Source organism: Nitrincola iocasae, from assembly GCF_008727795.1.
GTDB lineage: Bacteria > Pseudomonadota > Gammaproteobacteria > Pseudomonadales > Balneatricaceae > Nitrincola > Nitrincola iocasae.
On the sequence record NZ_CP044222.1, the window covers coordinates 3,972,498 to 3,998,439 of the forward strand.

The window sequence follows — 25,942 nt, forward strand, 5'->3', positions numbered from 1 at the left end:
TTAAGGGGCCGATGTTACATCAGCTGTAATCGCTTTAGTGTGTCTTGTAAACCGAGCAAGTCGACAGTGCTACCACCACCCTTTATTATTTCCCGATAGTTTTCTTCTGTTTTTTCACGCAATTGCGTTTCTTGAAGCACCGTGGCGATATCTTGCCGAGGGACAACCACAACGCCATCGGCATCTCCAAAAATAAAGTCACCCGGATTAATCAGCGTATCACCAATGCAAATTGGCACGTTGATCTTTCCAAGCTGCTTCTTGGCAGTGCCTTTGATGCTAATACCCTGACAAAACACCGGAAAGCCGAGTGCTTTAATAGTCTGGACATCCCTAACCGCACCGTTAATCACAAGACCGGCCACACCTTTCTTGATGGCTTGCTCGGTTAGGATATCGCCCCAGGGGCCAGCTTCGACGAAACGCTTGGCGTCCACCACCAGCACATCTCCAGGCTGCACATGCAGTAAGGCATAGTGCAACATAAGATTGTCACCAGGACGAATATCGACTGTAAATGCCGACCCAAACACCTGCATACTGCTACACAGTGGCTTCATGCCACTATCTAAAGCGCCACGGGCGCCTTGTGCTTCATAGATGGAAGCGCTACCGAACTGGCTGAGTTGTGAAACGAGATCGGTAAAGTTGGTTTTATTTATCATTTTTATACTCCTGAGTTGACCTCAGCCTCACTATCATATATTGATTATCTTTAATCAATCAGCTAATTACGCATACAAGTTCACTAAAAATGAATCTACGTCAGATACGCTACTTCTGTGAGGTCGTCGATGCCGGTGGAGGCAGTGCCGCCGCAAAACGCTTGTTTGTCGCGCCGACAGCCATCAGTGCACAGCTTACGTTGCTGGAACAGAACCTGGGAGGAGAGCTGTTTGATCGCTCAACTCGGCCCATGCAGCTCACGTCACTCGGAAAATTCTTTTACCCTCGGGCAAAAGAATTGTTAATTCAGGCCACACGCTTAGAGGAAGAGTCCAGACAAGTCGCCAGTGGCAGTGGCGGGTGGCTTGGGATTGGCTTTATTCGATCAACTCTTTTTTCATTGTTGCCCGCTGTTATCAAGAATTACCGAGCACAAAATCCAGAGGTTCACCTGGATCTTGTTGAGGTACTGTCTGAATATCAGGAAGAAGGCTTAAGGCAACACCGTATTGATGTCGGTATTTCACGTTTTATCGGCCTGTTCGAACGCCATGCGGACATGCACTATGAAGTGATCATTAACGACCCGTTTATGGCGGCCTTGCCAATTGATCATCCACTTGCGGAGCTTGATACCTTCCCTATCAGTGCCTTCAAGCAACTGCCCTTCATTCTGTACCCTAAGGATCCTCGTAGCCCATTCGGGCAAAAAATTCTGACACATCTTGAGGAAAAAGGCATACGTCCGACGGTAACCCATGAGGCCATTGAAATTCATACCGCGTTGGCGCTCGTAGGTGCCGGGCTCGGTGGAACCCTGGTCAGTGGTTCGATCACGCCAAACAATCGAAGGGATGTGGTCTTTCTACCTGTCGATGACATTGATATCAGTACCACACTTGTTGCGGTCACACGCAAAGACGAAGCCAACCCACTCTTGGATAACTTTATAAAAATGCTTATCGCGAATACAACTACACAAAAAAAGGACGCGTGAAATCGGCCGCTTTACCAAGACGAAGGGCTACTTCTTCAAGCAATGAGACCCGAATACCACTGTGGTATAACGCGTAGTAGCCGATCGTTGGGGGCTGAGGCAGGGTCTCTAATATCTCCAAATCCTGTGTTTGAGCAAAGCGCTGCACACAAAGCTTTGGCAGCACGCTGATACCACGCCCAGCAGTGACCAAGCCGACCAGAGCCAGTAAATTATCGGTGATCTGCACGGGCGAGGCCATTCCTTGGTGTGAAATCCAACGATTCACATCTTGAGCAAACCCGGAGCGCTTGCCCTGACTTATCAGGGTATAGGATTCCAGTTTACTGATGGGCAAAGGCCGCGGCCCATCCACTAAACCAGCCCTGGCCATAAACGCCATTTCCACCTTCTCTAACAGCAGCGTTTCCACACCTGGCTGAGCAAACACTTCCGGGACGAGCGGTATGACCACTAAATCCAGTTCACCATCCTGAAACTGCTGGTAGAGCGTACGGCTCATATCAATAGTGACGTCTAAGCGGATGTCCGGTCGCTCAAGAGTGTATTCCCGCAAAAATCCAGGCAGCCAAGTCAGTGCGGTCAGTTCGGTAAAGCCAATACGGATCCGGTGAAGTTTACTCTCCGGTTGCTTATTGAGTTCACGAATTTTATTGGCGCTATCTATAGTTAGGTAGGCCAGCTCTAGCAGTTGCTCACCCTCTTCGGTTAAACGTGCATTACGCAGTGAGCGATCAAAAATATGCAGTCCTGTTGCCTGCTCCAACTCTGAAATTCTTTTAGAAACAGTTGATTGTGTTGCATTGAGCCGCTGTGAAGCCTTTTCAAATGTACCTAGCTCAACCACCTGCACAAACGTTTCGAGTTGCTTAAGAGTCAGCATAGATGTCCCATATATGAATATTTCGACTTATATTTTATGAATTTTATTCGCTTTTTTGAAAGTATAGAATGCTTTTAACTAGAACACAGGTGCTCAATGGCGTCAGGCCTTAAAAAATACTTCTAACGAGCACCCTACTGCCCTACATAGCTTTTAAACTATAAAAGTAACAAGGAATAAGACGATGAAGGCACAGTTTAAATTCAAGCAAAAATTGATCCTGAGTGCGATGACGGCAATCTTGGTTAGCGGACTAAGTACATCAGCCGTAGCTGAGGACTTCCCCAACAAGCCAATTCAGTTGATTGTCGCCTTCGGTGCCGGGGGTAGTACCGATACGATGGCACGCATCTTCGCGAAGTACGCTGAAGAAGAACTCGGCCAGCGAATAGTCGTGGTTAACAGACCGGGGGCTGGTGGCGAGTTGGGATGGGTCCACTTGGCCAATGCGGCACCCGACGGCTATACCCTTGGCTTAATTAACTCGCCAGTAGTCGAAGTTTATCCTTTCACCCGTGAAGGTACTGTGGGTTATTCCCTTGATGATATTCGCCCTCTGGCCAATATCATTACCGATCCAGGTGTTTTGGCAGTAGCCACCGACAGCCCCTATCAAACGCTGGAAAGTTTTGTAACAGCGGTACGGGAAGATCCAAAATCCGTAGTTGTATCCCACGAAGGCATTGGGGGTGACGACCACCTGGCTGCACTGAACTTTGCCAAAGAAGCTGATATCGACCTTAATTTTGTCTCTTACAGCGGCAATGCTGAAGCAACGGCCGCGCTGCTTGGTGGGCACATTACGGCTTTTGAAGGCAACATGTCGGAAGTGGTAAACCAGATCAATGAGGGCAAAGTACGGGGCTTAGCCGTCTGGTCAAATGAACGAATCGATGCGATTTCGGCTGTCCCTACCGGTAAAGAACAAGGTTATGACGTTCTAGCGGCAGCATCACGCGGCTTTGCTGTACCGGCTAATGTGCCGCAACCAGTGTATGACAAGCTGTTATCTGTGACCCGTGAGGTGGTAGAGAATCCGGAGTTTCTTGCCGAAATGGAGCAGCTTAACATGCCTGTTAACCCTATTTATGGACAAGACTACGTTGACTTCATCCACGAAAGTCATGATCGGCTAAAAGCCCTTTGGGACCAGGAACCTTGGATTGAGCAGTGATTTAAAACCCGTTAGGAGAACTCGCTCTATGCCACTGAACAAAATTGACCGCACCCTGGCCGTTTTGATTGGAGCCTTGTGCGCTGGTGTAGTCTGGGTCGGGCTTGACATGCGCGGCGATGCGGGGGTTTTCCCCGTGATCGCCGGTTCACTTGGGGGGCTTGCCTGTTTGGGCATCGGAGTCAATTCGTTTCGCCGCAAACTCCCTGATGAATCCCAGCCCCCAGTTGCCTGGCAACGTTTCACCCTCTGGGGTCTATGCGTGCTGGGGTTATTAGGGCTGATGATAAGTATTGGAACATTTGTTGCGTTGATTGTATTTCTACTGGTTAGTTTATGCTGCCTGAGTGACTTACGATGGCCCGCGGCCCTAATACTTGCCGTGTCCTTTTCTGCCCTTATCTATGCCGTTTTTGTGCACTTACTTGCAGTCCCTCTACCTGGTGGCGGGCTCTGGAATTGGCTAGCCAACTAACAGCTTTCCTCACAAACACCCAAGAGACTATTTCTATGGATATACTGTTTGTAGCACTCGGTAATATTCTGACACCGATGGCGCTGTTAACCCTGTTGCTTGGCACCTTGGCCGGAATGACCATCGGCTCCTTGCCAGGACTTTCTTCAACCATGGGCGTTGCGCTTTGTATTCCCATCACCTTCAGCATGCCGCCAGATCTGGCACTGATTCTACTGGGTGCCGTATACGTTAGCTCAGTTTACGGTGGCTCTATTACCGCCATTCTATTGCGCACCCCTGGCACAGATGCATCTATCGCCACAGCGCTGGATGGCTACCCATTAGCGATGGCTGGACGAGGGGGTGAAGCCATAGGCATGGCTACACTGGCCTCACTTTTCGGTGGGCTCTTCAGTGTGGTTGTGTTGATCACTGTTGCGCCCCCTCTTTCGACGGTTGCCCTCGCGTTCGGACCGCAAGAGTACACGGTTTTAGCTATATTCGGGCTCGTAACCATCGTCGGTGTCGCCTCGGATCAACCCATAAAAGGCGTGCTATCAGCGGCAATAGGCCTGATATTGGCGAGTGTAGGACTGGATGCTTTCACTGGCGCACAGCGCTTTACCTTTGGCCAACGCGAACTGTTTGATGGCGTGCCCTTGCTACCGGTACTCATCGGACTTTTTTCAGTTTCTCAAGCATTTAATCTGTGCGTACCCAGAAGTGCGGGTGTACTAACCGGCAAAGGACCCCAACTCCAAGGGCGTAATCTGCCGTTATGGTCCGATATTAAACGCTGCTTACGCACGTTACTGCGCTCTTCTGTTATAGGTTCAGTTGTAGGGATTCTACCCGGCGCAGGCACCAGCATTGCGTCATTTATTTCGTACAACGAAGCACGCCGTCATTCGAGCACACCGGAAAACTTTGGCAAGGGTGAGCTAGAAGGAGTTGCCGCTTCTGAATCAGCAAACAATGCCGTCACAGGTGGCACATTAATTCCTACCCTAACGCTGGGTATTCCTGGGAACGCGGTCACGGCGGTCTTTATCGGCGGGTTAACAATCCACGGGCTAATCCCGGGACCCAGCCTGTTTACCCAACACGCGGAGACAACCTATACCCTAATCCTCTCGCTGTTACTGGCCAACATACTTTTTGCGATTTTGGGATTGTGGCTGTGCCGCTATCTGGTCATTGTCACCAAAGTCCCTGGTGCGGTATTAGGGCCGATGATTCTGGTATTCAGCGTGATCGGTACCTATGCGCTACGTAACGAGATGTTTGACGTCTGGCTGGTTGTCGCTTTCGGTGTGGTGGGCTATTTCATGGAGCGCTGGCGTTATCCTGCGGCCCCCTTAGTTATTGCCCTCATCCTGGGACCAATTCTTGAGGTTAACTTTCGCCGCTCGATGCAAATTTCGCACTGGGACCTGACCACGTTCTTTACTCGGCCACTGTCGCTAACGCTTTGCGTTCTGGTAGTGCTGGCTCTGGCGTATCCGTTATGGAACCAATGGCGTCGACGCAACGCCCAGCAATAACTAGACCTTGTACCCAACAAGCAAACCCACATCTAATCATTTGAGATGCTGACAACTATCATGAGCACTACAACTTTTCTCAATACAGCAGCCCCAGCCCATGCAACCCAAGGTGCCTTATTACCCAAGGCGCTACTGGCTCAGGTACGGGAGCGTTTCTTACATGTCGACACCTGTCCTTATAGTGGCAAGCGCACCTACTTTGAAAACGCCGGTGGCTCACTGACGCTTAAGTCGGTCGTTACCCAAGGGGCCGAAATTGCGGCCATTCCCGATAACGAACACCGCGATAACCCCGCCTCTCATGCTATATCCGCGATAGTCGCTGCGGGTCGCAACGACTTGACGACCTTCTTCGGTACTAGCCCAGATAATGGCGTGATTTTTGGTGGCGAAACAGGGACAGAATGCCTGTTTCGATTAATCCGTGCTGCCGCCCTCTCGGCTGAAGCAGGCGGCAGCCTTGTTGCCTGCTCAATCGAACATCCCGCCACCTATGATGCGACCCGTCAATGGGCCCAACGCACCAACCGTGATTGGATTGAGGTTCCTTTCGATATCGATGCAGGACGCGTGACGGCCGCACACTATGCCAAGTGTGTACGTGCCGATACCCGCATCGCCACCATCCTGCATACCAGTCCAGTGACAGGAATGAGCATGGATATTGCGGAGATAGCCCAAAGCATCCGCCAGATTGCTCCTGAATGCATCATCATCGTCGATGGTATCCAGCATGCACCCCATGGTTTACTCAATGTAGAAACCTATGGAGTGGATGGCTATGTTATTTCACCCTATAAGGCGTTCTGTCGTTTTAATAATGGCTATGCCTGGGTATCCAAGCGCCTGAGCCTAACCGAACACGACAAACTGATCGGCAAGCCTGCTGATGCATGGGAATTAGGTAGCCGCGACCCCTCCGCCTTGATCGGAATTAGCGCAATGGTCGATTACCTGGTATGGCTGGGTGGACACTTTACCGATGCGGCTTCACGTCGGGCTGGACTGATCGCGGCAGGCAATGCGATACGTAACCACGAGCGCGCATTAGTCGATCGATTGATTAACGGCAGTACAGGCTTAGCCGGGCTCAGCACCTATCCTGGGGTAAAGCTGATTGGTCCTGCAGACACCCCTCACCGTGAAGGAGTCGTGTCATTTGCAATCGCTGAGTACGAGGCTAAGTATATCGTCGCTGAACTCGGCAGGCGTGGAATACGCGTGCATGCCCGTAGTGATGATGTCTTTTCGGGTAATATTCTCCGCCCACTGGGGCTTAAGGCCGTCACTCGTATCTCGTTAGCCCATTACAACAGTGCAGAAGAAATTGATGCGTGTTTAGCTGCCTTACAGGAGATCTTGTCGTAACCCTCCAGAATGCCCTTGGATATTTCAGCACAGCGCCCGCTTGTTTTTAAGTGGGCGCTATCACATGAAGACCAGATGGAACACGGTCTCAGGCTGTCTCAACCCAGACTACTTTTAGGCCTGATATTTAAACGTTTTTCTGCGCATAATACATCTTGCCTGATCTTGACTATCTCACCTGTTAACTAGCTTTTTTAAGACACTCCCTCTAATTTAGTGATACTTTACTACCTAAAGCATAATGAATCTTATACGCTTGTCGAAGCCAGTTATGGCCAAAAACATCTCGCCAAAGAGCGGATTGCTCATGGTGATTACTCCCAGTTAACCAGGTTGTTGCAATATAGGAACCGGACTCTATGCAAGAACGCCAGCATGCGAGCGCTTCAGGACTTCCCTGGCACCACACGCTTGTGGGCAAGGTGGTGGGGTTTATGCTGCTGGGGGTATTGTTTGCCTATCTGACCGGTGCCTTGTCGGGTTTTTTCATGGTGGAACGCGGTTCGCGAGAGCAGTGGAAGCGTGAAGCCCAGGTCAATGCGCAAATTGTCAGCGCGACGATTCGGCGCATTTATACCTCTGTGGCAGTAACAACAAATGATACCGGCCAGGTTACACATATTATTTCCCAGCGTCCGATTGGTGATGAGGAGTCGGTTCTTGAAACCGGATTTAGCCCTATTGACGTATTGGCGCTGGCTAGTGCACAAACTCGCAACAACGTATGGCTGTTTACTGAGTCTTCTGATGGTTCCCTCAAAGTTGTGGCCGATGCGCTTAATGGATCGACGGATTCACCTGCCAGCTTAGCGGTGGATGCCTGGCAGACAAACGCAGATGCCACCGATTTTTATGTTGGCTTCGCCAACATTGGTCATGAAGAACATTTTATTAGTTCACTGCCCATTGTCAGCGCTGATAACCAACTGAAGGGTGTTGTGGTATCGACAATTGGTCAAAAAGAAAAGCTGTATCGGATACACAACGATCTGATTGGCAAAGTCTTTGTAGCGCTATTAATCGTATTGGTCGCAACAGCCCTCCTGGTTACAGTATTGATGCGTCAGTTTTTCAAACCCGTCCCTATCCTCGTTAAAGCGCTAACAGATATAGCCAAAAATCAGACAACTCACGCAACCCCTTATACCGACCGCAACGATGAAATCGGCGATATGGCCAAGGCTATCAATGCGCTACGTAAGAAGGTCATTGAGCGTGAGCACCTGCTTGAAGTAAAAGATGAAGCGCTTCGTTATCAGCATCTTGCCCATCATGATGCCTTAACCAAGCTACCCAACCGAGTGCAATTAAATGATGCGTTAAAAACGGCGCTACAGGCCTTGCATCAAGGCGTAGTGTTTAATGTATTGCTGTTTGATCTTGACCATTTTAAAGCCGTCAATGATAGCCTGGGACACGGTGCTGGTGACGCGCTGTTAGTTGAAGCCAGTCAGCGGGTACAAAGCCTTCTGAAACAAAACGATTTGGTTGCACGCCTTGGTGGTGATGAGTTTGCCATCATTCAACAAGCCGTTTTCAACGCAAAGGATGAAGCCAGAACGCTGGCTGGAGAGATTGTTGCTGCTCTGCGTCAGCCTTTTCAGCTTGATGGACAGAATATTCAAATCGGTGTCAGCGTTGGTATTTCAAATGCACCGGTCGATGGTAATAACAGCCATGATCTGCTGCGAAAAGCTGATTTGGCGCTCTATGCAGCCAAAGCAAAAGGGCGTAATTGCTATATGCTCTACACTGAGGGTATGTCAATGGACTCCTGGATTATTGATAGAGGGTGAGACTATGAAATGGCTAGTGGCTGTATTAGTAAGTAGTATACTGTGGCAGAGTGCTGTCGCCAGTGATTTGATAGCCTCTTCACCAACCTTGTCCCATATTGTGTCGACTGGCGAAATTGCTATCGGCCATCGTACCAGTGAACTTCCCTTTTCCTACATGGTTAATGATCAACCAACTGGTTATGCCATTGATCTTTGCCTGGATGTCATCGAAGGCCTGGAAGAAGCCCTGGAAATAGATAACATCAAAGTGGTATTTGTACCTGTAACGCCTGCAAATCGGTTTATTTTAGTCCGAAATGGTACTGTGGATATTGAGTGTGGTGTAACCACCAATACACCAGAGCGCCGCCGCCAAGCCGCCTTCTCTTACCCTCATTTTCTGACAACCACTCGCTATGTGTCACTAACCGAAAAGCATATGGGGGGCCTGGAGGATTTAGCTGGCCAGAGTGTGGTATCTACAACAGGCACTCTTAATATAACCCAGCTCAACGAACTCAATCGCACCAAAGATCTGAATATTTCGGTGATGCTGAGCCGAAATCATGAGGAAGCTTTTTCCATGGTCGCCTCAGGGCAGGCATCTGCGTTTGTGATGGATGATATTTTGCTAGCGGGTCTGATTTCCTCAGCCAGCGATCCTGCCGCTTTCCATATATCCGAAACAACCCTGAGCAGGGCAGAACCCTATGGCTTAATGATGCCTCCTGATGATTCTGTGTTTGTTGAGCAAGTAAATAAAGTTCTGGACGGTATTTATCAAAGTGATGCTATTTTCGACCTTTACGAAAAATGGTTTTTACAACCCGTCCCCCCCGATAACCATGTATTGAATTTGCCGTTAGCACCAGAGCTGGCCGCTATATTTGCCAATCCTGAGCAGTACATAGAGTGAGGAGGTGTGACATGCGCCCGAGTATATTGTTCCTGGGGTATAGCTTACTGATAATAATGCTGCTTGGCGGTGGAACTGCCCAGGCAACCACAGCTATCAATACGCTTGAACGTATAAAAGCAACAGGTGTATTGCGAGTGGGTTATGGTGATACAGCACCCTTTTCTTATATGGATGGTCAGAGCAATAAGGTAGTTGGCTATTCTATCGATATTTGCCAACGCTTAGCTGAACAGCTGCAAAAGCAATTAAACCTTCCCTCGCTTGATATTACCTATGTGCCACGCACGCCGAGTAACCGGATTATGTTGCTGAATAGTGGCGATATCGATATAGAGTGTAATGCCAGTACTAACACGCCAGAGCGTCGGCGTAGCGCACAGTTTGCGCTGAGCCATTTCTTTGTTTCCGTACGCTACGTAGCTCTGCAGCAGAACAACTTTAAAACGCTGCAAGATTTGGCTGGACGAAGCGTCAGTGTAGCAAGAGGTACGGTCAATGTCGGTCAGATTAACCAGGCGAATCGACAACAGCAACTGAACCTGTCGGTTGTGCCAGTAGATACATTACAGCAAGCATTTGATCTGGTGGCTGATGAGCGCGTAGCCGCTTTCGCTATGGACGATATATTACTCAGCACGATGATTGCGGAATCAGACAATCCTGAAAGATACGCCCTATCTGATGAAGCCGTTTCCCCGATGGAACCTCTGGGCTTCATGATGAGACTAGGCGATGACGCCTTTGCGGAACAAGTGAATACCGCGCTGGAACAAATATATACCAGCACGGACATGCCACTGCTATATCAACGCTGGTTTCAACAACCTCTTCCCGGCAAAGGCATAACCCTCAACGTACCGATGAGCGCAATGCTAGCTGAACACTTCGTATCTCCCAGGTAAGTTCATTTGTTGGAGCCCGCTCCGCGGGCGAATGCTCGATCAAAGCACCTTATCGCCCGCAGAGCGGGCTCCTACAGTCTGGGGGGGATTCTCTATCCTGTAGGAGCTCACTCTGCGTAGGAGCTCACTCTGTGAGCGAAGCTCTTCGCCCGCGGAGCGGGCTCCTACAATACGCGTGGGGTTCGCCCGCGGAGCGGGCTCCAACGGGTGTCACGGTGGAGTGTTACTCCACCGTGACACTCTTCGCCAGATTCCTTGGCTGATCCACATCCGTTCCCTTAAGCACTGCCACATGATATGACAGCAGCTGTAGCGGCAGGGTATAGGCCAGCGGCTCCAGCAGCGGGTGAACCGCGGGAAGTGTCAGGGTGGTGACGCCTTCTTCGTCACGAATGCTCTGCTCGCATCCAGTGAACACGAAGAGTTCACCGCCGCGGGCACGCACTTCCTGCAGGTTGGATTTGAGTTTATCCAGCATGTCGTTGTTCGGTGCTACGGCGACTACAGGCATATCCTTGTCGACCAGTGCCAGTGGGCCATGTTTCAACTCGCCAGCAGGATAAGCTTCGGCATGGATGTAAGAAATCTCTTTAAGTTTCAGCGCACCTTCCATGGCGACCGGATAGAGCGTACCGCGTCCCAGGAACAGGGCGTGGTGTTTCTCAGCAAAGGCTTCAGCCATTTTGGCGATACTGTCGTTGAGTGACAGCAGGGATTGAATAAGCGTTGGTAACCCTATCAGGGCCTCTACGATCTGGGCCTCCTGCTCAGGTTTCAGTCCCGTGCGTCGAGCCAGTATCAGCGTAGTCATCAGCAACGCTACTAGTTGTGAGGTGAACGCCTTGGTGGAAGCTACGCCGATTTCAGGTCCGGCATTGGTCATCAGTGCCAGGTCGGATTCACGTACCAGGGAGCTGCCGGGGACATTACAAATTGCCAGACTGGCCAGCACTCGCTGTTTCACTTCTCGCAGGGCTGCCAAAGTATCGGCGGTTTCGCCCGACTGTGACAGGGTTATCAACAGGGTGTTTTGCGGCAGTACCACATCACGGTAGCGGAACTCACTGGCTACTTCGACATTACAGGGAATGCCGACGATTGATTCTATCCAGTAACGGGCAATCATCCCGGCATGGTAACTGGTGCCACAGGCGACTATCTGCACCTGTTTAACCTGATCGAAGTAGGCTGAGGCACCCACGCCCCAGGCCTGCTCCAGCAGGTGTCCCTGACTGATACGCCCTTCCAGTGCCCGTTTCATCACTTCAGGCTGTTCGAATATCTCTTTCAGCATAAAGTGTTTGAAGGCGCCTTTTTCAGCGGCGGCCTGTCCGTGTTCAAAAATACTAACGGGACGTTCTACTGCATTACCAGCAGCATCTATAACCTGGATCTGATGGGTGGTCAGAGTAGCTATATCCCCCTCTTGCAGAAACATGAAGCGGTCAGTTACCGGCAAAAGTGCCAGCTGATCTGAGGCAATAAAGTTTTCACCCATACCCACGCCAATCACCAGCGGACTACCCTTACGTGCGGCCAGCAGTTGGTCAGGATAATCGGCATGCACCACACCCAGTGCAAAGGCACCTTCCATACGTGCAACACACTGACGCAAGGCTTGCGTGGGCGAGAGTCCGGTTTTCAGCGTCTGATCCAGCAGATGGGCAACCACCTCGGTATCGGTATCAGAATTGAACACATAGCCATCGGCCTTAAGTGCTTCACGCAGAGGCTCATAGTTTTCAATAATGCCGTTGTGTACCACCGCCAGGCGCTCGCCAGACATATGCGGATGCGCATTGGACTCGGTAGGTTTACCGTGGGTAGCCCAGCGGGTGTGAGCGATGCCGATCTCCCCTGTCTGGGGCTGCTCGGCCAACAGATCGGCCAGCGCCTGTACCTTACCGGCACGGCGCAAACGTACTACCTGGCCAGCTTCATCCAGTAACGCCATACCCGCGGAATCATAGCCGCGGTACTCCAGGCGTCTTAGGCCTTCCAGAAGAATTTCAGCTACCGGACGGGTAGCAACAGCACCAACTATTCCACACATGACTCAGATTCCTTATGCATCGCGTTTGCTTGGGCGTTTCCAGTGGCTCAGGGTTTGCTGCCTGGCACGGCCAACTGACAGCTGTCCGGCTGGGGTATCTTTAGTAATTACGGAGCCGGCGGCGATGGTCGCATCCGCACCGACTTTGACTGGGGCAACCAAGGCAGTATTGGAGCCGATAAAGGCACGATCACCTATGTGTGTTTCGGATTTATTCACACCATCATAATTACAGGTAATCGTACCAGCGCCAATATTGGCCTCTTCACCGATAGTGGCATCACCTATGTAGCTCAGATGATTCACCTTGCTGCCCTTGCCTATGCGAGATTTTTTAGTTTCGACAAAATTGCCGATCTTACTGCCCTCGGCCAGTTCGGTACCAGGGCGTAAGCGGGCAAAAGGACCGATGACCGCCGCTTCGCCGACCTGCGCTCCATCGATGATTGAATTGGCTTCAATACGACAGCCAGCGGCGATACGGCTGTTACGGATTAGACAGTTGGGGCCGATAATCACCCCTTCGCCCAAGCTAACCTCACCTTCAAAAACACAGTTCACATCGATAAGGACATCCTGAGATGCTGAAAGTTTACCACGCACATCAATACGGGCCGGATCCATCAGGGTGATACCGTTGGTCATTAATGCTTCTGCCTGTTGACGCTGATACCAGCGTTCCAGTTCGGCCAGTTGCAGGCGATTATTAACCCCCTGCACTTCTTGCTCACAGGCGGGCTGAATGGCGCCGATCCTGACACCCTCTGCGGCAGCCATGGCAATAATATCGGTCAGATAATACTCGCCCTGGGCATTTTCAGCCGATAGCTTTGGTAGCCAGGCCTGCAAATAGCTGTGCTTCAGCGCCATAATGCCAGTATTCACCTCATTAATGGCCCGTTGTGCGTCACTGGCATCCTTGTGTTCAACGATGGCAACCACATCCTTTGCCGCGTTACGCACTATGCGGCCATAACCGGTGGGATCATCTAACTCAACCGTCAGCAACGCCAGATGATCCCGCGCGGCTATGTGGATAAGTTGCGTAAGGGTCTGGGATTGGATCAGTGGCACATCACCATAGAGGATCAACACGATGGATTCGTTGCGGCACTGAGGCAGAGCCTGGGCCACAGCATGCCCGGTGCCCAGTTGCTCTGCCTGCAACGCCAGCGTTACCGGTTGATTGTGCAACTGCTGTTTAACCTGATCGGCACCATGCCCTATTACCACATGTATGTCACTATCTGGCAGGGTGGCGGCTCTGTCTATCACATGCTGCAGCATGGGTTTACCCGCCAGCGAGTGCATCACCTTGGGTAATGCGGATTTCATTCGACTTCCCTGACCCGCTGCCAGTATCACTACGTCTGTTTGCATGCCGTGTTTTCCTGTGTCCTTGATTGCTACTAGCCGGTATTTTACACCGGAGAGGTGATAAACATCCATGACCGCAATTGAAACGTCACCGCTCCTGCGCATCCATGCGCGCGCGGTATTCATTACATCCTGTAAATAAAAAAGCCTCCCAAGGGAGGCTTTTTTGTTTCGGTATACCCGCCTGGACGGATTATTTGCCGAGTTTTTTCTTGATCTGCTGCAGAGTACGCAGTTGTGCTGCGGCTTCTGCCAACTGGGTGGCGGCGCGTGAGTATTGAAACTCACCGGATTTGTCAGAAATAGCATGCTGAGCATGTTTCTGAGCTTCCAGAGCCGCCGCTTCATCCAGATCTTTGGCATGCAACGCTGTGTCAGCCAAAACCGTTACCTTGAACGGCTGAATCTCGATAAAACCACCAGAAACGTAAAATACGTCCTGTTCACCACCCTCTTTTCGCAGTTCGACCGGGCCTGGTTTCAGTTCCGTTAACAGCGGAGTGTGACCGGGCATAATACCCAGGTCACCCAGGCCACCTGTCACCGAGATAAATTCCACCAGCCCGGAGAAAATTTCTTCCTCAGCACTGACGATCTCGCATTGAACAGTTACAGCCATGTTGATTACCTCTTAAAAAGGTTCCGCCAGAACTTATTTCATGCCCTTGGCTTTCTCAATCGCTTCGTCGATGCCACCAACCATATAGAAGGCCTGCTCTGGCATGTGATCATATTCACCGGCCAGGATGCCTTTAAAGCTGCTGATGGTATCTTTCAGCGGCACGTATTTACCCGGTGATCCGGTGAATACTTCGGCCACGAAGAACGGTTGAGACAGGAAACGCTGAATCTTACGTGCACGGGATACGATAGATTTGTCTTCATCAGACAATTCATCCATACCCAGAATCGCAATGATGTCTTTCAGCTCTTTATAGCGCTGCAAAACACCCTGTACATTACGTGCGACTTCATAGTGTTCCTGACCGATAACCAGTGGATCCAGCTGACGTGACGTGGAATCCAGTGGATCAACGGCTGGGTAAATACCTAGCTCAGCGATCTGGCGCGACAGTACCACAGTCGCATCAAGATGCGAGAAGGTGGTCGCTGGAGACGGGTCAGTCAAGTCATCCGCCGGTACGTATACCGCCTGGATAGAGGTGATAGAACCGACTTTGGTTGAGGTGATACGTTCCTGCAGAACGCCCATCTCTTCCGCCAGAGTTGGCTGATAACCTACCGCTGATGGCATACGACCCAACAGGGCTGATACTTCAGTACCGGCCAGGGTGTAACGATAAATGTTGTCAACGAACAACAGTACGTCACGACCTTCGTCACGGAATTTCTCTGCCATGGTCAGGCCAGTCAGCGCGACACGCAGACGGTTACCTGGGGGTTCGTTCATCTGACCGTATACCAGAGATACTTTGTCCAGTACGTTGGACTCTTTCATCTCGAAGTAGAAGTCGTTACCTTCACGAGTACGCTCACCGACACCGGCGAACACAGAGAAACCTGAGTGTTCAATCGCGATGTTACGGATAAGCTCCATCATGTTTACGGTTTTACCTACACCGGCACCACCGAACAAACCGACTTTACCACCCTTGGCAAACGGGCAAACCAGGTCGATAACCTTGATACCGGTTTCCAACAGGTCGTTAGACGCTGCCTGATCGGCGTAAGACGGTGCTTTACGGTGAATAGGCATACGCTCTTCTTCACCAATAGGGCCCGCTTCATCGATCGGATTACCCAGAACGTCCATAATACGTCCCAGTGTTGCTGTACCTACAGGCACAGAAATAGGTGCACCTGTGTTTTCTACTTCTAATCCACGGCTCACACCTTCGGTCTGACCCATGGCAATAGCCCTTACAACACCGTCGCCCAGCTGCTGCTGAACTTCCAGTGTCAGGCCGGTTTTTGTGACGTGTAATGCGTCATAAACCTTCGGTATGGAGTCACGTGGGAATTCCACGTCTACAACCGCACCGATAATCTGAACAATACGTCCGCTACTCATGTTCGGATCCTCTCAACGTTTAAACCTGTTCACTGCACTATACAGCAGCAGCACCACTGACGATCTCAGAAATTTCCTGAGTAATAGCCGCCTGACGAGCCTTGTTGTATACCATTTGGAGCTCATCAATAAGGTCGCCGGCATTATCTGTTGCGTTTTTCATCGCCAGCATTCTTGCTGCCTGCTCACAGGCGATATTCTCAATCACACCCTGGTATACCACCGATTCGATGTACCGAATGAAGAGTGCTTCTAGCAACTCCTTCGCATCCGGCTCATACAGGTAATCCCAGGTATGGTTGAGCTGTTCATGTGTGTCGCTTTCGTCTGCCTTAGCCGGCAACACTTGCTCTACCGTCGGCTTCTGGGTCATAGTATTCACGAATTCGTTAGAAACCATGAATATTTTGTCCAGTCTGCCTTCTTCAAAAGCACTGAGCATCACCTTAACTGCGCCAATCAGATCAGCTAGTTCAGGGGTATCACCCAGATGCCCTTTGGCAGCAACAACATTACCACCATAGTTTTTAAAGAAAGTAATCGCCTTGTTTCCCAGTGCACAAATATCGATCTCGACATTTTGTGAATGGAATTCTTTCATAGCGCTGACGGCTGTCTTGAACGTGTTTACGTTCAAGCCACCACACAGTCCGCGATCCGTGGACACGACGATAAAACCGACGCGTTTCACTTCACGCTCCTGCATGTAGAGGTGGTTGTATTCAGGATTGGCCTTGGCCAAATGATGAATAATGCCTCTGATACCGTTAGCGTACGGGCGGGAAGCCTTCATGCGGTCCTGAGCTTTACGCATTTTTGACGCAGCCACCATTTCCATGGCGCTGGTAATCTTGCGCGTGCTACCAATGCTCGCAATCTGTGTCTTAATTTCTTTTCCGACTGCCATAGTTCCGCCTCTATTCCTAACTCAGTGTCCGGACTGCTAAGTGAAGTTCACCCGCAGCCCCGCTACTCTGACGAGTAATTACCAAGTCTGGGTAGATTTGAACTTCTCGATGCCGGCTTTCAACTTCGCTGCAATCTCGTCGTTATAATCGCCGGATTCATTGATTGACTTCATCAGGTCAGCAAATTCGCTGTTGAAGAAGCCGATCAGCGCAGTTTCAAAAGCACCGATTTTGTTCAGTTCTACATCTTTCAGGAAGCCTTCGTTGGCAGCGTATAGACTCAGACCCATCTCAGCGACAGACATCGGAGAATATTGTGCCTGCTTCATCAGCTCGGTAACGCGCTGACCATGCTCAAGCTGAGCACGTGTCGTGTCATCCAAGTCAGAAGCAAACTGCGCGAAAGCCGCGAGCTCACGATACTGCGCCAGAGCCAGACGCACACCACCACCCAATTTCTTGATGATTTTAGTCTGGGCTGCACCACCTACACGGGATACAGACAGACCGGCGTTGATCGCTGGACGGATACCTGAGTTGAACAGGTCGGATTCAAGGAAGATCTGACCATCAGTGATCGAGATAACGTTGGTTGGAACGAACGCCGAAACGTCTCCACCCTGGGTCTCGATTACAGGCAGCGCTGTCAATGAACCGGTTTTACCTTTAACTTCACCCTTGGTGTACTTCTCAACATAATCTACGTTTACACGAGCAGCACGCTCAAGCAGACGAGAGTGAAGATAGAACACGTCACCAGGGTAGGCTTCACGGCCTGGTGGGCGACGCAACAGCAGGGAGATCTGGCGATAAGCCCAGGCCTGCTTGGTCAGATCATCATAAATGATCAGCGCATCTTCACCGCGGTCACGGAAGTATTCACCCATGGAGCAACCAGAATAAGGTGCCAAGAACAACATGGAAGCCGGGTCAGCTGCACCAGCAGCTACGACGATGGTGTGATCCATCGCACCATGCTCTTCAAGCTTACGCACCACGTTAGCAATGGTGGACTGTTTCTGTCCGATCGCTACGTAGATACACTTGATGCCGGTACCTTTCTGGTTGATGATCGCATCGATTGCGATCGCTGACTTACCAATCTGGCGGTCACCGATGATCAACTCACGCTGACCACGACCGATAGGTACCATGGCGTCGATCGCTTTCAAACCTGTCTGAACAGGCTGATCTACCGATTGACGCTCGATAACACCGGGTGCCACTTTTTCGACCGGCTGGCTTAATTTGGCGTCAATTGGACCCTTGCCATCGACCGGATTACCCAGTGCGTCAACAACGCGACCGAGCAGTTCAGGACCGACTGGTACTTCCAGGATTCGGCCTGTGCAGCGAGCAATCATGCCCTCTACCAGATTTTGATAATCGCCCAGAACCACGGCGCCGACAGAGTCGCGCTCAAGGTTAAGAGCCATACCGTAGATACCACCTGGAAACTCGATCATTTCACCGTACATTACGTCGGCCAGACCGTGAATCAGGATAATACCATCAGATACACTTACGATTGTGCCCTCATTACGGGCTTCAGAAGACACGTCGAGTTTTTCGATGCGCTTCTTGAGAATCTCGCTGATCTCAGATGGATTCAGTTGCTGCATTGTTATTCCCCATACTCAGGAATTCATCGCTTCGGCCAGTTTCGTCAGTCGTGCACGAACCGAACCGTCGATCACAAGGTCGTTTGCGCGAAGGATTACGCCGCCGATGATGGACTGATCCACCGTCGAGGTCATTTTCACTTCACGTCCCAGTTTGGAGCGCAGTGCCTGAGCCAGTTTATCAACCAGTTTCTGGTCCAGTTCAAACGCTGTAGTCAGATCAACATCTACTGACTTTTCAAGATCGGCTTTAAACTGATCAAACTGTGCTGATATCTTGGGAAGCAAAATCAGACGCTGATTTTCGGCAAGAAGATAGATGAAATTCTTCGCGCCGTCGTTCATTGTCTTATCGCAGACCGATACGATCAGTTCTGCTTTTTGCTCCGGGCTCAGTGAAGGCGTTCCAAGAACTCGCTTCATTTCACTGTCATTCACGATCAGAGCCGCAAATGCCAATATGTCTGACCACTGATCGAGGTCGCCCTTATCCAGCGCATAGTCGAACGCTGCTTTGGTATAAGGCCGAGCGATTGTGTTGAGTTCAGCCATCATAAACCTCGCTTAAAGCTCAGCGGCTAGTTTTTCAACCAGCTTAGCATGTGCTTTTTGGTCAACAGAGGCTTCCAGAATCTTTTCAGCACCAGCAATCGCCAGAACAGAAACCTGTGCGCGAAGAACTTCTCTTGCACGGTTTACTTCCTGTTCCAGTTCAGCCTGAGCAGCCGCTTTAACACGGTTGGCTTCTTCACGAGCCTGCTCTTTTGCTTCTTCAATCATCAGGGTAGCGCGTTTGTTGGCCTGTTCAATGATGGCAGCGGCTTTTTCCTTGCCTTCACGTAGATCGTCAGCGGCTCGCTCTTGAGCAAGTCTCAGATCACGTTCAGCACGGTCAGCTGCATCCAAACCTTCGGCAATCTTCTTCTTTCGTTCTGCCAGTGCAGCCGTAATTGGTGGCCACACATAGTTCATGCAAAATACAACAAAGATGAAGAATGCAATGGCCTGACCAATTATGGTGAGATTGATATTCACGCCATTACCTCCCGCAGTTATTAATTAAGTTAGCAATCCATTCGGATTTGCCTAAGCAGTTCATATGAACGCTTAATTAAACTGCGAACATGGTATATAGAGCCATACCAACGCTGATCATTGGGATCGCGTCAACCAGACCCATTACGATAAAGAACTGTGTACGTAGTAAAGGAACCAGTTCAGGCTGACGAGCAGCACCTTCCAGGAATTTACCACCGAGCAGACCTACGCCGATTGCACCACCAATCGCACCCAGGCCAAGCATCAGTGCAGCAGCAATAAATAGCAGTTCAGCCATTTTCTCTCTCCAACATTTCAAAGGTTTAAGTTAAGTTTAAAAAAAGTATCGCTATATCCGGTTTTGCATCAATGATCTTCATGCGCCATCGCCAAGTAGACGACAGTCAGTACCATGAATATGAACGCTTGCAATACAATAACCAGAATATGAAAGATTGCCCAAGGTACTGACAGTACCCACTGAATCCAGAAAGGAAGCATAGCAATCAGAATAAAAATGATCTCGCCAGCATACATGTTTCCGAACAAACGTAAACCAAGTGATACTGGCTTAGCCAGCAGGCCTACAATTTCCAGAAACAGGTTGAATGGCAGTAGATATTTGCCTAATGGCTGGAAAGATAACTCAGCCATAAATCCACTGACACCTTTCATCTTGATGCTGTAGTAGATAATCAGAGCAAACACACTGAAACTCATTCCCAACGTAGCATTAATGTCTGCCGTAGGAACAATTTTCCAGTAGGAAATACCCATTTCACTGGCGATGTAAGGTATGAAGTCAACTGGAATCAGCTTTAACAGATTCATCAGGAATATCCAGACAAATACAGTTAATGCCAACGGGGCTATGACGGGATTTTTATGGTGGAAAATGCTTTGAACATTATCATCCACAAACTCCACAACCACTTCAACGAAGTTTTGCAGATTTCCCGGCACACCGCTTACAGCAGATGAAGCCACTTTTTTGAACAACCAGATGAAGAACACACCGGTTACAATCGAAAAAAACATGGTATCGACGTGGATCGCCCAGAATCCCATTTCCGCAGCTTTCTGACCACCGGCAAATCCCCAGCCTTCCACGGGGTGATTACCAAAAGTCAGATTACTCAGGTGATGGGATATGTATTCTGAGGATGTAGGGTTTTCGCTTGCCATTCTCAGCTTCTCTCAGTCAAAGTTTCAGAAATCGATGATTCAGTTTCAATTGCAGGTACCAACTGGTTACCTGCAACAGGATATAAGTTACAAACAGCGCAGCGGCATTCAGCGGTTCAACCAATACAAACACCAGACTGAACAGTGCCACAGCCAACATAACCTTTCCGGCTTCACTCATATAAACGTTGGCCAGTATTTCCCGTGGCGTTTGCGCTTTGTTTTTTATCAATACTCTGAGTGAAAACCAGCCTGCCGGGAGTAAATACAGTAGCCCCCCGATAAAGGCCGAATAGGCTGTCACAAAATCTTTAAACATCAGGACTAAGGCTAGCACACATGTGAGTGCCAACTGCAACATGAAAATTCTGAAGTAGACGGCGGCAAAGCGTTGACGCTGCTTATCCCGGCCTGAACCACTTGCTAAACCAGCAGATTCTAAACGCTTCTCCTGATCCGATTTCATTCTATCCAATTGCAGCCTGATGTTAAGTCCGGGGGATTATAGGGGTTTAAGCCTTATGACTCAACAGATATAACGCTTCTCTGGTACTAAGGTATTACTAGTTTGCATCTGTATGATATTTAATCAACCGGTTTTTCCAATTGTGTCAAAATTGCATCAAGCTGCTCTTGTGAGTTGAAACTAATGCTGATTTTTCCTTTTCCTTGCGCAGTAGAAGAAACCTTCACTGGTGCCGAAAAAAAGCGCGATAGTTGATTGGATATATCTTTCAAGGATTCACTCTGCACAGGAGGAACTGGCTTTTTCTGAACTTCACCCGATTGAATTTTTTTCACCAGCAACTCGGTTTCTCTGACAGAAAGTGCTTTTGCCACTACCTGACCCGCGGCGTCTATCTGTAGATCAGCCTCCAGGCCCAACAGGGCGCGTGCATGCCCCATTTCCAGATCGCCATATTCGAGTAGTTTCTTGACCTCATCAGTCAAATTCATCAAGCGTAATAAATTAGCAATGGCAGATCGGGATTTACCCACCGCATCAGCTACTTGTTGTTGTGTTAGCTCAAACTCACGTTGTAAACGGCTCAGCGCAATGGCTTCTTCAATGGGATTAAGATTTTCGCGCTGGATATTCTCAATTAGCGCCATGGCAATAGCGGCTTCATCGGGCACATCACGGATAATAACCGGAATCGTACTCAGCCCAGCCATTTGTGTAGCGCGCCAGCGACGTTCACCGGCAATAATTTCATAGTTGCCATTGGCAGCAGGGCGCACCACGATCGGTTGCATTACCCCTTGCGCGCGAATAGATTCAGCCAGTTCTTCCAGGGCCTGAGGTTCCATATCCCGACGTGGCTGATAGCGGCCCCGTTCAATCCGGTTCAGATCCATATGTTGCAGTTCACCCCGGGAGGACAAGGGCTCCGCTGCCTCGTGCAGAGGTGATTGCTGTTCTTCTGACATCCCGGATAATAAGGCATCCAGGCCTCTTCCCAAACCGCGTTTTTTTACCACCATTATTCGGCTTCCTGTGTGTCAGGTTGTTGCGCTATCGATTGTTTTAATTCGGCTTCAGTACGTCGGATCAATTCACCGGCCAGAGCTAAATACGCCAGGGCTCCACGGGAACTTTTATCATATTGCAGTACCGGTAAACCATGACTGGGCGCTTCAGCCAAACGTACATTGCGTGGAATCACGGTACGATAGACCTTGTCACCAAAGTACTCCACCAGATGCACAGAGACATCCTTGGTCAGACTCATGCGCGGGTCAAACATGGTTCGCAGTATCCCTTCAATCTTGAGTTCCGGGTTCAGGCGTTTGTGTATTTTGTCGATAGTGCCGATCAACGCACTGATCCCTTCAAGGGCATAATATTCACATTGCATCGGAATCAATACGCCAGCCGAGGCTGACAGGGCATTGACGGTCAATAGATTCAACGACGGTGGATTATCCAGCAAAATATAATCGTAACGTTCATGCAGGGGCATGAGGGCCATTTTCAGGCGAAATTCACGTCGTGGCAGTTGCAGTAGTTCCACTTCAGCTGCGGTAAGATCGCCATTAGCACCAATAATATCGAAACCACAGGGTAGTCCGGATAGGATGCACTGCTCAGCGGTCATGTCACCGATCAATAACTCATAAGATGAACCCTCAAGTTCATGCTTGTCGACCCCACTGCCCATGGTCGCATTGCCCTGGGGATCCAGGTCAATCAGCAACACCCGTTTTTTGGTAGCCGCCAGCGATGCTGCCAGGTTTACACAGGTTGTGGTTTTACCGACACCACCTTTTTGGTTGGTAATCGTGAGAATCTTCGCCACCTTCAGGCTCTCCCTAGTATCAGCAGATGTCGTTCAGCATCGCACCCCGGAACAGTTAAAACATGGGTAGACTGCAAACTAAACCCTTCACGAAGTGTGCTGATTTCCTGTTCAGGATACAGTCCTTTCATGGCAAGAAAAATACCCTTGTCTGCACAAAGATGCGCTGTCCAGTCGAGCATATCGTTCAGCGACGCGAAAGCCCTGGAAATTACCACATCAAATGGCACTGGTTGATAGGCTTCTACGCGACCTTGAACGACTGTCAGATTATTCAGTCCCAGTTCGGCTTTAACCTGTTGCTGGAAACGGGTTTTCTTGCCGTTGCTATCAATCGTGGTTACCGCGCAATCAGGTTTACAGATTGCCAGGGGAATTCCGGGTAAACCTGGACCGCTGCCTACATCAATGATGCGCTCACCACTGACATGCGCCAGGACGCTGAGACTGTCGGCCAAATGCCGGCTGATCATCGCCTCAGGCGATCTGACAGCGGTCAGGTTGTAGGCCTTGTTCCACTTGATCAGCAGTTCAAGATAAGCAATTAACTGATTGGCCTGAGCATCGCTGATATCGATGCCCATCTGTGTCAGCAGTCCATCCAGTTGCTTTCGATAATCACTCATAGTGCCGCAGTCCGAGCCTGTTTTTCGGCCAACTGACGTTTTTTCAGATGCACCAGCAGCAAAGAGATTGCCGCCGGTGTCATCCCCTGAATGCGGGCTGCCTGGGCAATACTCACCGGCTTAACTGCTTCCAGTTTACTGCGCAGTTCGTTCGACAAGCCCCCAACTTGTACATAATCCAGATCGGCAGGCAGCGGGGTATTCTCCTGTTTGCGCATCTGCTCTATTTCACCGCGCTGACGCTCGATATAACCGGCATATTTAAACGCTACCTCAACCTGTTCAGCCACAGCCGGATCGGTAACCCCTTCACCGCGGAGTTCACACAGATCGACATAGCCCAGCTCAGGACGACGGATCAGATCAGCCAGACTGTATTCACGACTCAGTGGTTTAGTTAATTTTTCAGCTAACTTTGCTGATTCGGGTGAATTTGGCTGAATATAGGTGGTTTCTAGACGCTGTTTTTCCTGTTCAACCGCTTCACGTTTTCGATCAAAGGCCTGCCAGCGCTCATCTGATACCAGTCCCAGTTCGCGACCTTTTTCAGTCAGGCGCATATCGGCATTATCTTCACGTAACACCAGACGGTATTCAGCCCGACTGGTAAACATGCGATAGGGTTCAGAAGTACCATGAGTAATAAGATCATCGACCAAAACCCCCAGGTAGGCTTCATCCCGACGTGGGTACCACTGGGCTTTTTCCTGAACCTGTAACGCCGCATTCATTCCGGCCAGCAACCCTTGGGCACCGGCTTCTTCATAACCGGTAGTGCCATTGATCTGTCCGGCAAAATACAGCCCGGATATAAAACGGGTTTCCAGAGTGTGTTTGAGATCCTGAGGATTGAAATAATCATATTCAATGGCATAGCCCGGTCGGGTGATATGCGCATTTTCAAAGCCCTTGATCGAACGAACCAGATTCAGCTGTACATCAAAGGGCAAGCTGGTAGATATGCCGTTAGGGTAGAGTTCATGCGTTGTCAGTCCTTCCGGTTCCACAAAAATCTGATGCTGATCCTTATCGGCAAAACGATGAATTTTGTCTTCGATAGATGGGCAGTATCGCGGGCCAATACCTTCGATTACCCCACTGTACATAGGGGAACGATCCAATCCGCCACGTATAATTTCATGAGTCTGTGCATTGGTGTAAGTAATATGACAGCTCACTTGTTGCGGGTGATCAGTAACATTGCCCATATACGACATAACGGGCGTGGGCGTATCGCCAGGCTGTGCCTGCATTACCGAAAAATCGACACTACGGGCATCAATGCGAGGCGGGGTGCCGGTTTTTAAGCGTTCAACCCGAAATGGCATTTCGCGTAAACGCCGCGCAAGTGCAATGGCTGGAGGATCTCCGGCCCGACCCCCTTGATAATGTTCCAGACCAATATGAATTACACCTCCAAGAAATGTCCCAGCGGTTAGTACCACGGTTTTTGCCTGAAAACGTATGCCACTCTGGGTAACTACGCCAGCCACTTTTTCGCCCTTGATAATCAGATCATCAGCGGCTTGTTGAAAAATCTGCAAATGTGGCTGATTTTCCAAAATATTACGAACCGCTGCTTTGTATAGAATACGGTCTGCCTGAGCACGGGTAGCCCGCACGGCAGGTCCTTTGCGCGCATTCAAGGTACGGAACTGAATACCACCCAGGTCTGTGGCACGGGCCATCGCACCATCGAGAGCATCAATCTCTTTAACCAAATGACTTTTTCCAATTCCCCCTATAGCGGGGTTACAGGACATCTGTCCGAGTGTTTCGATGTTATGGGTCAGCAATAGTGTTTTTACACCCATACGTGCCGAAGCCAGTGCCGCTTCGGTACCGGCATGACCACCACCGATGACAATGACATCAAAGTGATCCGGGTAATCCAGCATTCGTTATCACCGTTAACAATTGAGCCTGATTGGCAGGCAGTTATTTCAAGGGGGCTAAGTATAGCCTTCTGAACGCCGATAAGGAATGGTCAAAAAATGATCAGTGTGTGTAAGCAGGTTTGATATTAATTAAATAAAGTCTTTTAAGAAGAAAAGCTTATTGTTGTGTTTATAGTAACTGAGCTATTTTTCTGTGTAGAAGCAGGTAAACT

The 25,942-nt window shown here is 49.9% G+C and carries 25 protein-coding genes; 8 read left to right on the forward strand and 17 right to left on the reverse strand.

Translation table 11 applies throughout. From position 1 onward, the window contains the following. Nucleotides 1-14: 14 nt before the first annotated feature. Nucleotides 15-665, reverse strand: coding sequence for a 4-carboxy-4-hydroxy-2-oxoadipate aldolase/oxaloacetate decarboxylase (locus F5I99_RS18340; RefSeq protein ID WP_151058567.1), 651 nt, complete (start codon nt 663-665; stop codon nt 15-17). Nucleotides 666-754: 89 nt separating this feature from the next. On the opposite strand from F5I99_RS18340, the gene F5I99_RS18345 reads away from it, so the two are divergent. Then, entirely contained in the window at nt 755-1,663 is a 909-nt protein-coding gene (locus F5I99_RS18345; protein ID WP_151058569.1) for a LysR family transcriptional regulator, read from the forward strand. Here the strand turns inward: F5I99_RS18345 and F5I99_RS18350 are convergent. Continuing rightward, nucleotides 1,641-2,546, reverse strand: coding sequence for a LysR family transcriptional regulator (locus F5I99_RS18350; protein WP_151058571.1), 906 nt, complete (start codon nt 2,544-2,546; stop codon nt 1,641-1,643). The genes F5I99_RS18345 and F5I99_RS18350 overlap by 23 nt on opposite strands. 184 nt (nt 2,547-2,730) lie before the next feature. Here F5I99_RS18350 and F5I99_RS18355 point away from each other — a divergent pair, with 184 nt between their 5' ends. From F5I99_RS18355 to F5I99_RS18385, 7 genes are all read left to right on the forward strand, one after another. After that, nucleotides 2,731-3,720, forward strand: a complete 990-nt coding sequence (locus F5I99_RS18355; RefSeq protein WP_151058573.1) for a Bug family tripartite tricarboxylate transporter substrate binding protein — start codon at nt 2,731-2,733, stop codon at nt 3,718-3,720. A gap of 28 nt (nt 3,721-3,748) precedes the next feature. After that, complete coding sequence (locus tag F5I99_RS18360) at nt 3,749-4,195, forward strand: tripartite tricarboxylate transporter TctB family protein (protein WP_151058575.1); 447 nt, start codon at nt 3,749-3,751, stop codon at nt 4,193-4,195. 35 nt (nt 4,196-4,230) lie between these two features. Continuing rightward, the gene (locus F5I99_RS18365; RefSeq protein ID WP_151058577.1) at nt 4,231-5,721 is read left to right on the forward strand and encodes a tripartite tricarboxylate transporter permease; all 1,491 of its coding nucleotides are present in this window, start codon (nt 4,231-4,233) and stop codon (nt 5,719-5,721) included. Between the two features lie 60 nt (nt 5,722-5,781). Then, nucleotides 5,782-7,092: an aminotransferase class V-fold PLP-dependent enzyme gene (locus F5I99_RS18370; protein ID WP_225307473.1), complete on the forward strand. Its 1,311-nt coding sequence runs from the start codon at nt 5,782-5,784 to the stop codon at nt 7,090-7,092. A 359-nt stretch (nt 7,093-7,451) separates the two neighbouring features. Continuing rightward, nucleotides 7,452-8,888, forward strand: a complete 1,437-nt coding sequence (locus F5I99_RS18375) for a sensor domain-containing diguanylate cyclase (protein ID WP_151058581.1) — start codon at nt 7,452-7,454, stop codon at nt 8,886-8,888. A gap of 4 nt (nt 8,889-8,892) precedes the next feature. After that, the gene (locus tag F5I99_RS18380) at nt 8,893-9,786 is read left to right on the forward strand and encodes an amino acid ABC transporter substrate-binding protein (protein ID WP_225307474.1); all 894 of its coding nucleotides are present in this window, start codon (nt 8,893-8,895) and stop codon (nt 9,784-9,786) included. Between the two features lie 11 nt (nt 9,787-9,797). Next, nucleotides 9,798-10,691 carry an amino acid ABC transporter substrate-binding protein gene (locus F5I99_RS18385; protein ID WP_225307475.1) on the forward strand — a complete coding sequence of 298 codons (894 nt, stop codon included), beginning with the start codon at nt 9,798-9,800 and terminating at the stop codon, nt 10,689-10,691. Between the two features lie 223 nt (nt 10,692-10,914). On the opposite strand, the gene glmS is transcribed toward F5I99_RS18385, so the two are convergent. From glmS to mnmG, 15 genes are all read right to left on the reverse strand, one after another. After that, nucleotides 10,915-12,744, reverse strand: coding sequence for a glutamine--fructose-6-phosphate transaminase (isomerizing) (glmS, locus tag F5I99_RS18390; RefSeq protein WP_151058585.1), 1,830 nt, complete (start codon nt 12,742-12,744; stop codon nt 10,915-10,917). Nucleotides 12,745-12,756: 12 nt separating this feature from the next. After that, nucleotides 12,757-14,124, reverse strand: coding sequence for a bifunctional UDP-N-acetylglucosamine diphosphorylase/glucosamine-1-phosphate N-acetyltransferase GlmU (glmU, locus tag F5I99_RS18395; RefSeq protein WP_151058587.1), 1,368 nt, complete (start codon nt 14,122-14,124; stop codon nt 12,757-12,759). A gap of 190 nt (nt 14,125-14,314) precedes the next feature. After that, nucleotides 14,315-14,740 carry a F0F1 ATP synthase subunit epsilon gene (locus tag F5I99_RS18400; protein ID WP_151058589.1) on the reverse strand — a complete coding sequence of 142 codons (426 nt, stop codon included), beginning with the start codon at nt 14,738-14,740 and terminating at the stop codon, nt 14,315-14,317. Between the two features lie 33 nt (nt 14,741-14,773). Beyond that, the gene (atpD, locus tag F5I99_RS18405) at nt 14,774-16,153 is read right to left on the reverse strand and encodes a F0F1 ATP synthase subunit beta (RefSeq protein WP_151058591.1); all 1,380 of its coding nucleotides are present in this window, start codon (nt 16,151-16,153) and stop codon (nt 14,774-14,776) included. 37 nt (nt 16,154-16,190) lie between these two features. Beyond that, complete coding sequence (gene atpG, locus F5I99_RS18410; RefSeq protein WP_151058593.1) at nt 16,191-17,060, reverse strand: F0F1 ATP synthase subunit gamma; 870 nt, start codon at nt 17,058-17,060, stop codon at nt 16,191-16,193. 78 nt (nt 17,061-17,138) lie between these two features. Further along, nucleotides 17,139-18,683: a F0F1 ATP synthase subunit alpha gene (gene atpA / locus F5I99_RS18415; RefSeq protein WP_151058595.1), complete on the reverse strand. Its 1,545-nt coding sequence runs from the start codon at nt 18,681-18,683 to the stop codon at nt 17,139-17,141. A gap of 15 nt (nt 18,684-18,698) precedes the next feature. Beyond that, complete coding sequence (locus F5I99_RS18420; protein WP_456093915.1) at nt 18,699-19,238, reverse strand: F0F1 ATP synthase subunit delta; 540 nt, start codon at nt 19,236-19,238, stop codon at nt 18,699-18,701. 9 nt (nt 19,239-19,247) lie between these two features. Next, nucleotides 19,248-19,718, reverse strand: coding sequence for a F0F1 ATP synthase subunit B (locus F5I99_RS18425; protein WP_151058597.1), 471 nt, complete (start codon nt 19,716-19,718; stop codon nt 19,248-19,250). 76 nt (nt 19,719-19,794) lie between these two features. Beyond that, entirely contained in the window at nt 19,795-20,019 is a 225-nt protein-coding gene (gene atpE, locus F5I99_RS18430; protein ID WP_151058599.1) for a F0F1 ATP synthase subunit C, read from the reverse strand. Nucleotides 20,020-20,087: 68 nt separating this feature from the next. Beyond that, nucleotides 20,088-20,906, reverse strand: a complete 819-nt coding sequence (gene atpB, locus F5I99_RS18435) for a F0F1 ATP synthase subunit A (protein WP_151058600.1) — start codon at nt 20,904-20,906, stop codon at nt 20,088-20,090. A gap of 16 nt (nt 20,907-20,922) precedes the next feature. Further along, nucleotides 20,923-21,372, reverse strand: a complete 450-nt coding sequence (locus F5I99_RS18440; RefSeq protein WP_151058602.1) for an ATP synthase subunit I — start codon at nt 21,370-21,372, stop codon at nt 20,923-20,925. A gap of 119 nt (nt 21,373-21,491) precedes the next feature. Further along, nucleotides 21,492-22,391 (reverse strand): ParB/RepB/Spo0J family partition protein, encoded by a 900-nt coding sequence (locus F5I99_RS18445; RefSeq protein ID WP_151058604.1) that lies wholly within the window; start codon nt 22,389-22,391, stop codon nt 21,492-21,494. Then, nucleotides 22,391-23,206 carry a ParA family protein gene (locus tag F5I99_RS18450; protein ID WP_151058606.1) on the reverse strand — a complete coding sequence of 272 codons (816 nt, stop codon included), beginning with the start codon at nt 23,204-23,206 and terminating at the stop codon, nt 22,391-22,393. The genes F5I99_RS18445 and F5I99_RS18450 overlap by 1 nt, the downstream gene beginning before the upstream one ends. Nucleotides 23,207-23,208: 2 nt before the next feature. Continuing rightward, nucleotides 23,209-23,832: a 16S rRNA (guanine(527)-N(7))-methyltransferase RsmG gene (gene rsmG, locus F5I99_RS18455; protein WP_151058608.1), complete on the reverse strand. Its 624-nt coding sequence runs from the start codon at nt 23,830-23,832 to the stop codon at nt 23,209-23,211. Further along, nucleotides 23,829-25,727: a tRNA uridine-5-carboxymethylaminomethyl(34) synthesis enzyme MnmG gene (mnmG, locus tag F5I99_RS18460; RefSeq protein WP_151059358.1), complete on the reverse strand. Its 1,899-nt coding sequence runs from the start codon at nt 25,725-25,727 to the stop codon at nt 23,829-23,831. The genes rsmG and mnmG overlap by 4 nt, the downstream gene beginning before the upstream one ends. Nucleotides 25,728-25,942 lie beyond the last annotated feature (215 nt).

Bases quoted from the DNA above. Each gene is read 5' to 3' on its own strand.
- atpD (WP_151058591.1), bottom strand. From the start codon at position 16,153: ATGAGTAGCGGACGTATTGTTCAGATTATCGGTGCGGTTGTAGACGTG.
- F5I99_RS18385 (WP_225307475.1), top strand. From the start codon at position 9,798: ATGCGCCCGAGTATATTGTTCCTGGGGTATAGCTTACTGATAATAATG.
- F5I99_RS18380 (WP_225307474.1), top strand. From the start codon at position 8,893: ATGAAATGGCTAGTGGCTGTATTAGTAAGTAGTATACTGTGGCAGAGT.
- glmS (WP_151058585.1), bottom strand. From the start codon at position 12,744: ATGTGTGGAATAGTTGGTGCTGTTGCTACCCGTCCGGTAGCTGAAATT.
- glmU (WP_151058587.1), bottom strand. From the start codon at position 14,124: ATGCAAACAGACGTAGTGATACTGGCAGCGGGTCAGGGAAGTCGAATG.
- F5I99_RS18350 (WP_151058571.1), bottom strand. From the start codon at position 2,546: ATGCTGACTCTTAAGCAACTCGAAACGTTTGTGCAGGTGGTTGAGCTA.
- F5I99_RS18445 (WP_151058604.1), bottom strand. From the start codon at position 22,391: ATGGTGGTAAAAAAACGCGGTTTGGGAAGAGGCCTGGATGCCTTATTA.
- F5I99_RS18420 (WP_456093915.1), bottom strand. From the start codon at position 19,238: ATGATGGCTGAACTCAACACAATCGCTCGGCCTTATACCAAAGCAGCG.
- F5I99_RS18375 (WP_151058581.1), top strand. From the start codon at position 7,452: ATGCAAGAACGCCAGCATGCGAGCGCTTCAGGACTTCCCTGGCACCAC.
- F5I99_RS18365 (WP_151058577.1), top strand. From the start codon at position 4,231: ATGGATATACTGTTTGTAGCACTCGGTAATATTCTGACACCGATGGCG.
- F5I99_RS18440 (WP_151058602.1), bottom strand. From the start codon at position 21,372: ATGAAATCGGATCAGGAGAAGCGTTTAGAATCTGCTGGTTTAGCAAGT.
- F5I99_RS18400 (WP_151058589.1), bottom strand. From the start codon at position 14,740: ATGGCTGTAACTGTTCAATGCGAGATCGTCAGTGCTGAGGAAGAAATT.
- rsmG (WP_151058608.1), bottom strand. From the start codon at position 23,832: ATGAGTGATTATCGAAAGCAACTGGATGGACTGCTGACACAGATGGGC.
- atpE (WP_151058599.1), bottom strand. From the start codon at position 20,019: ATGGCTGAACTGCTATTTATTGCTGCTGCACTGATGCTTGGCCTGGGT.
- F5I99_RS18345 (WP_151058569.1), top strand. From the start codon at position 755: ATGAATCTACGTCAGATACGCTACTTCTGTGAGGTCGTCGATGCCGGT.
- atpB (WP_151058600.1), bottom strand. From the start codon at position 20,906: ATGGCAAGCGAAAACCCTACATCCTCAGAATACATATCCCATCACCTG.
- atpA (WP_151058595.1), bottom strand. From the start codon at position 18,683: ATGCAGCAACTGAATCCATCTGAGATCAGCGAGATTCTCAAGAAGCGC.
- atpG (WP_151058593.1), bottom strand. From the start codon at position 17,060: ATGGCAGTCGGAAAAGAAATTAAGACACAGATTGCGAGCATTGGTAGC.
- F5I99_RS18340 (WP_151058567.1), bottom strand. From the start codon at position 665: ATGATAAATAAAACCAACTTTACCGATCTCGTTTCACAACTCAGCCAG.
- F5I99_RS18360 (WP_151058575.1), top strand. From the start codon at position 3,749: ATGCCACTGAACAAAATTGACCGCACCCTGGCCGTTTTGATTGGAGCC.
- F5I99_RS18370 (WP_225307473.1), top strand. From the start codon at position 5,782: ATGAGCACTACAACTTTTCTCAATACAGCAGCCCCAGCCCATGCAACC.
- F5I99_RS18355 (WP_151058573.1), top strand. From the start codon at position 2,731: ATGAAGGCACAGTTTAAATTCAAGCAAAAATTGATCCTGAGTGCGATG.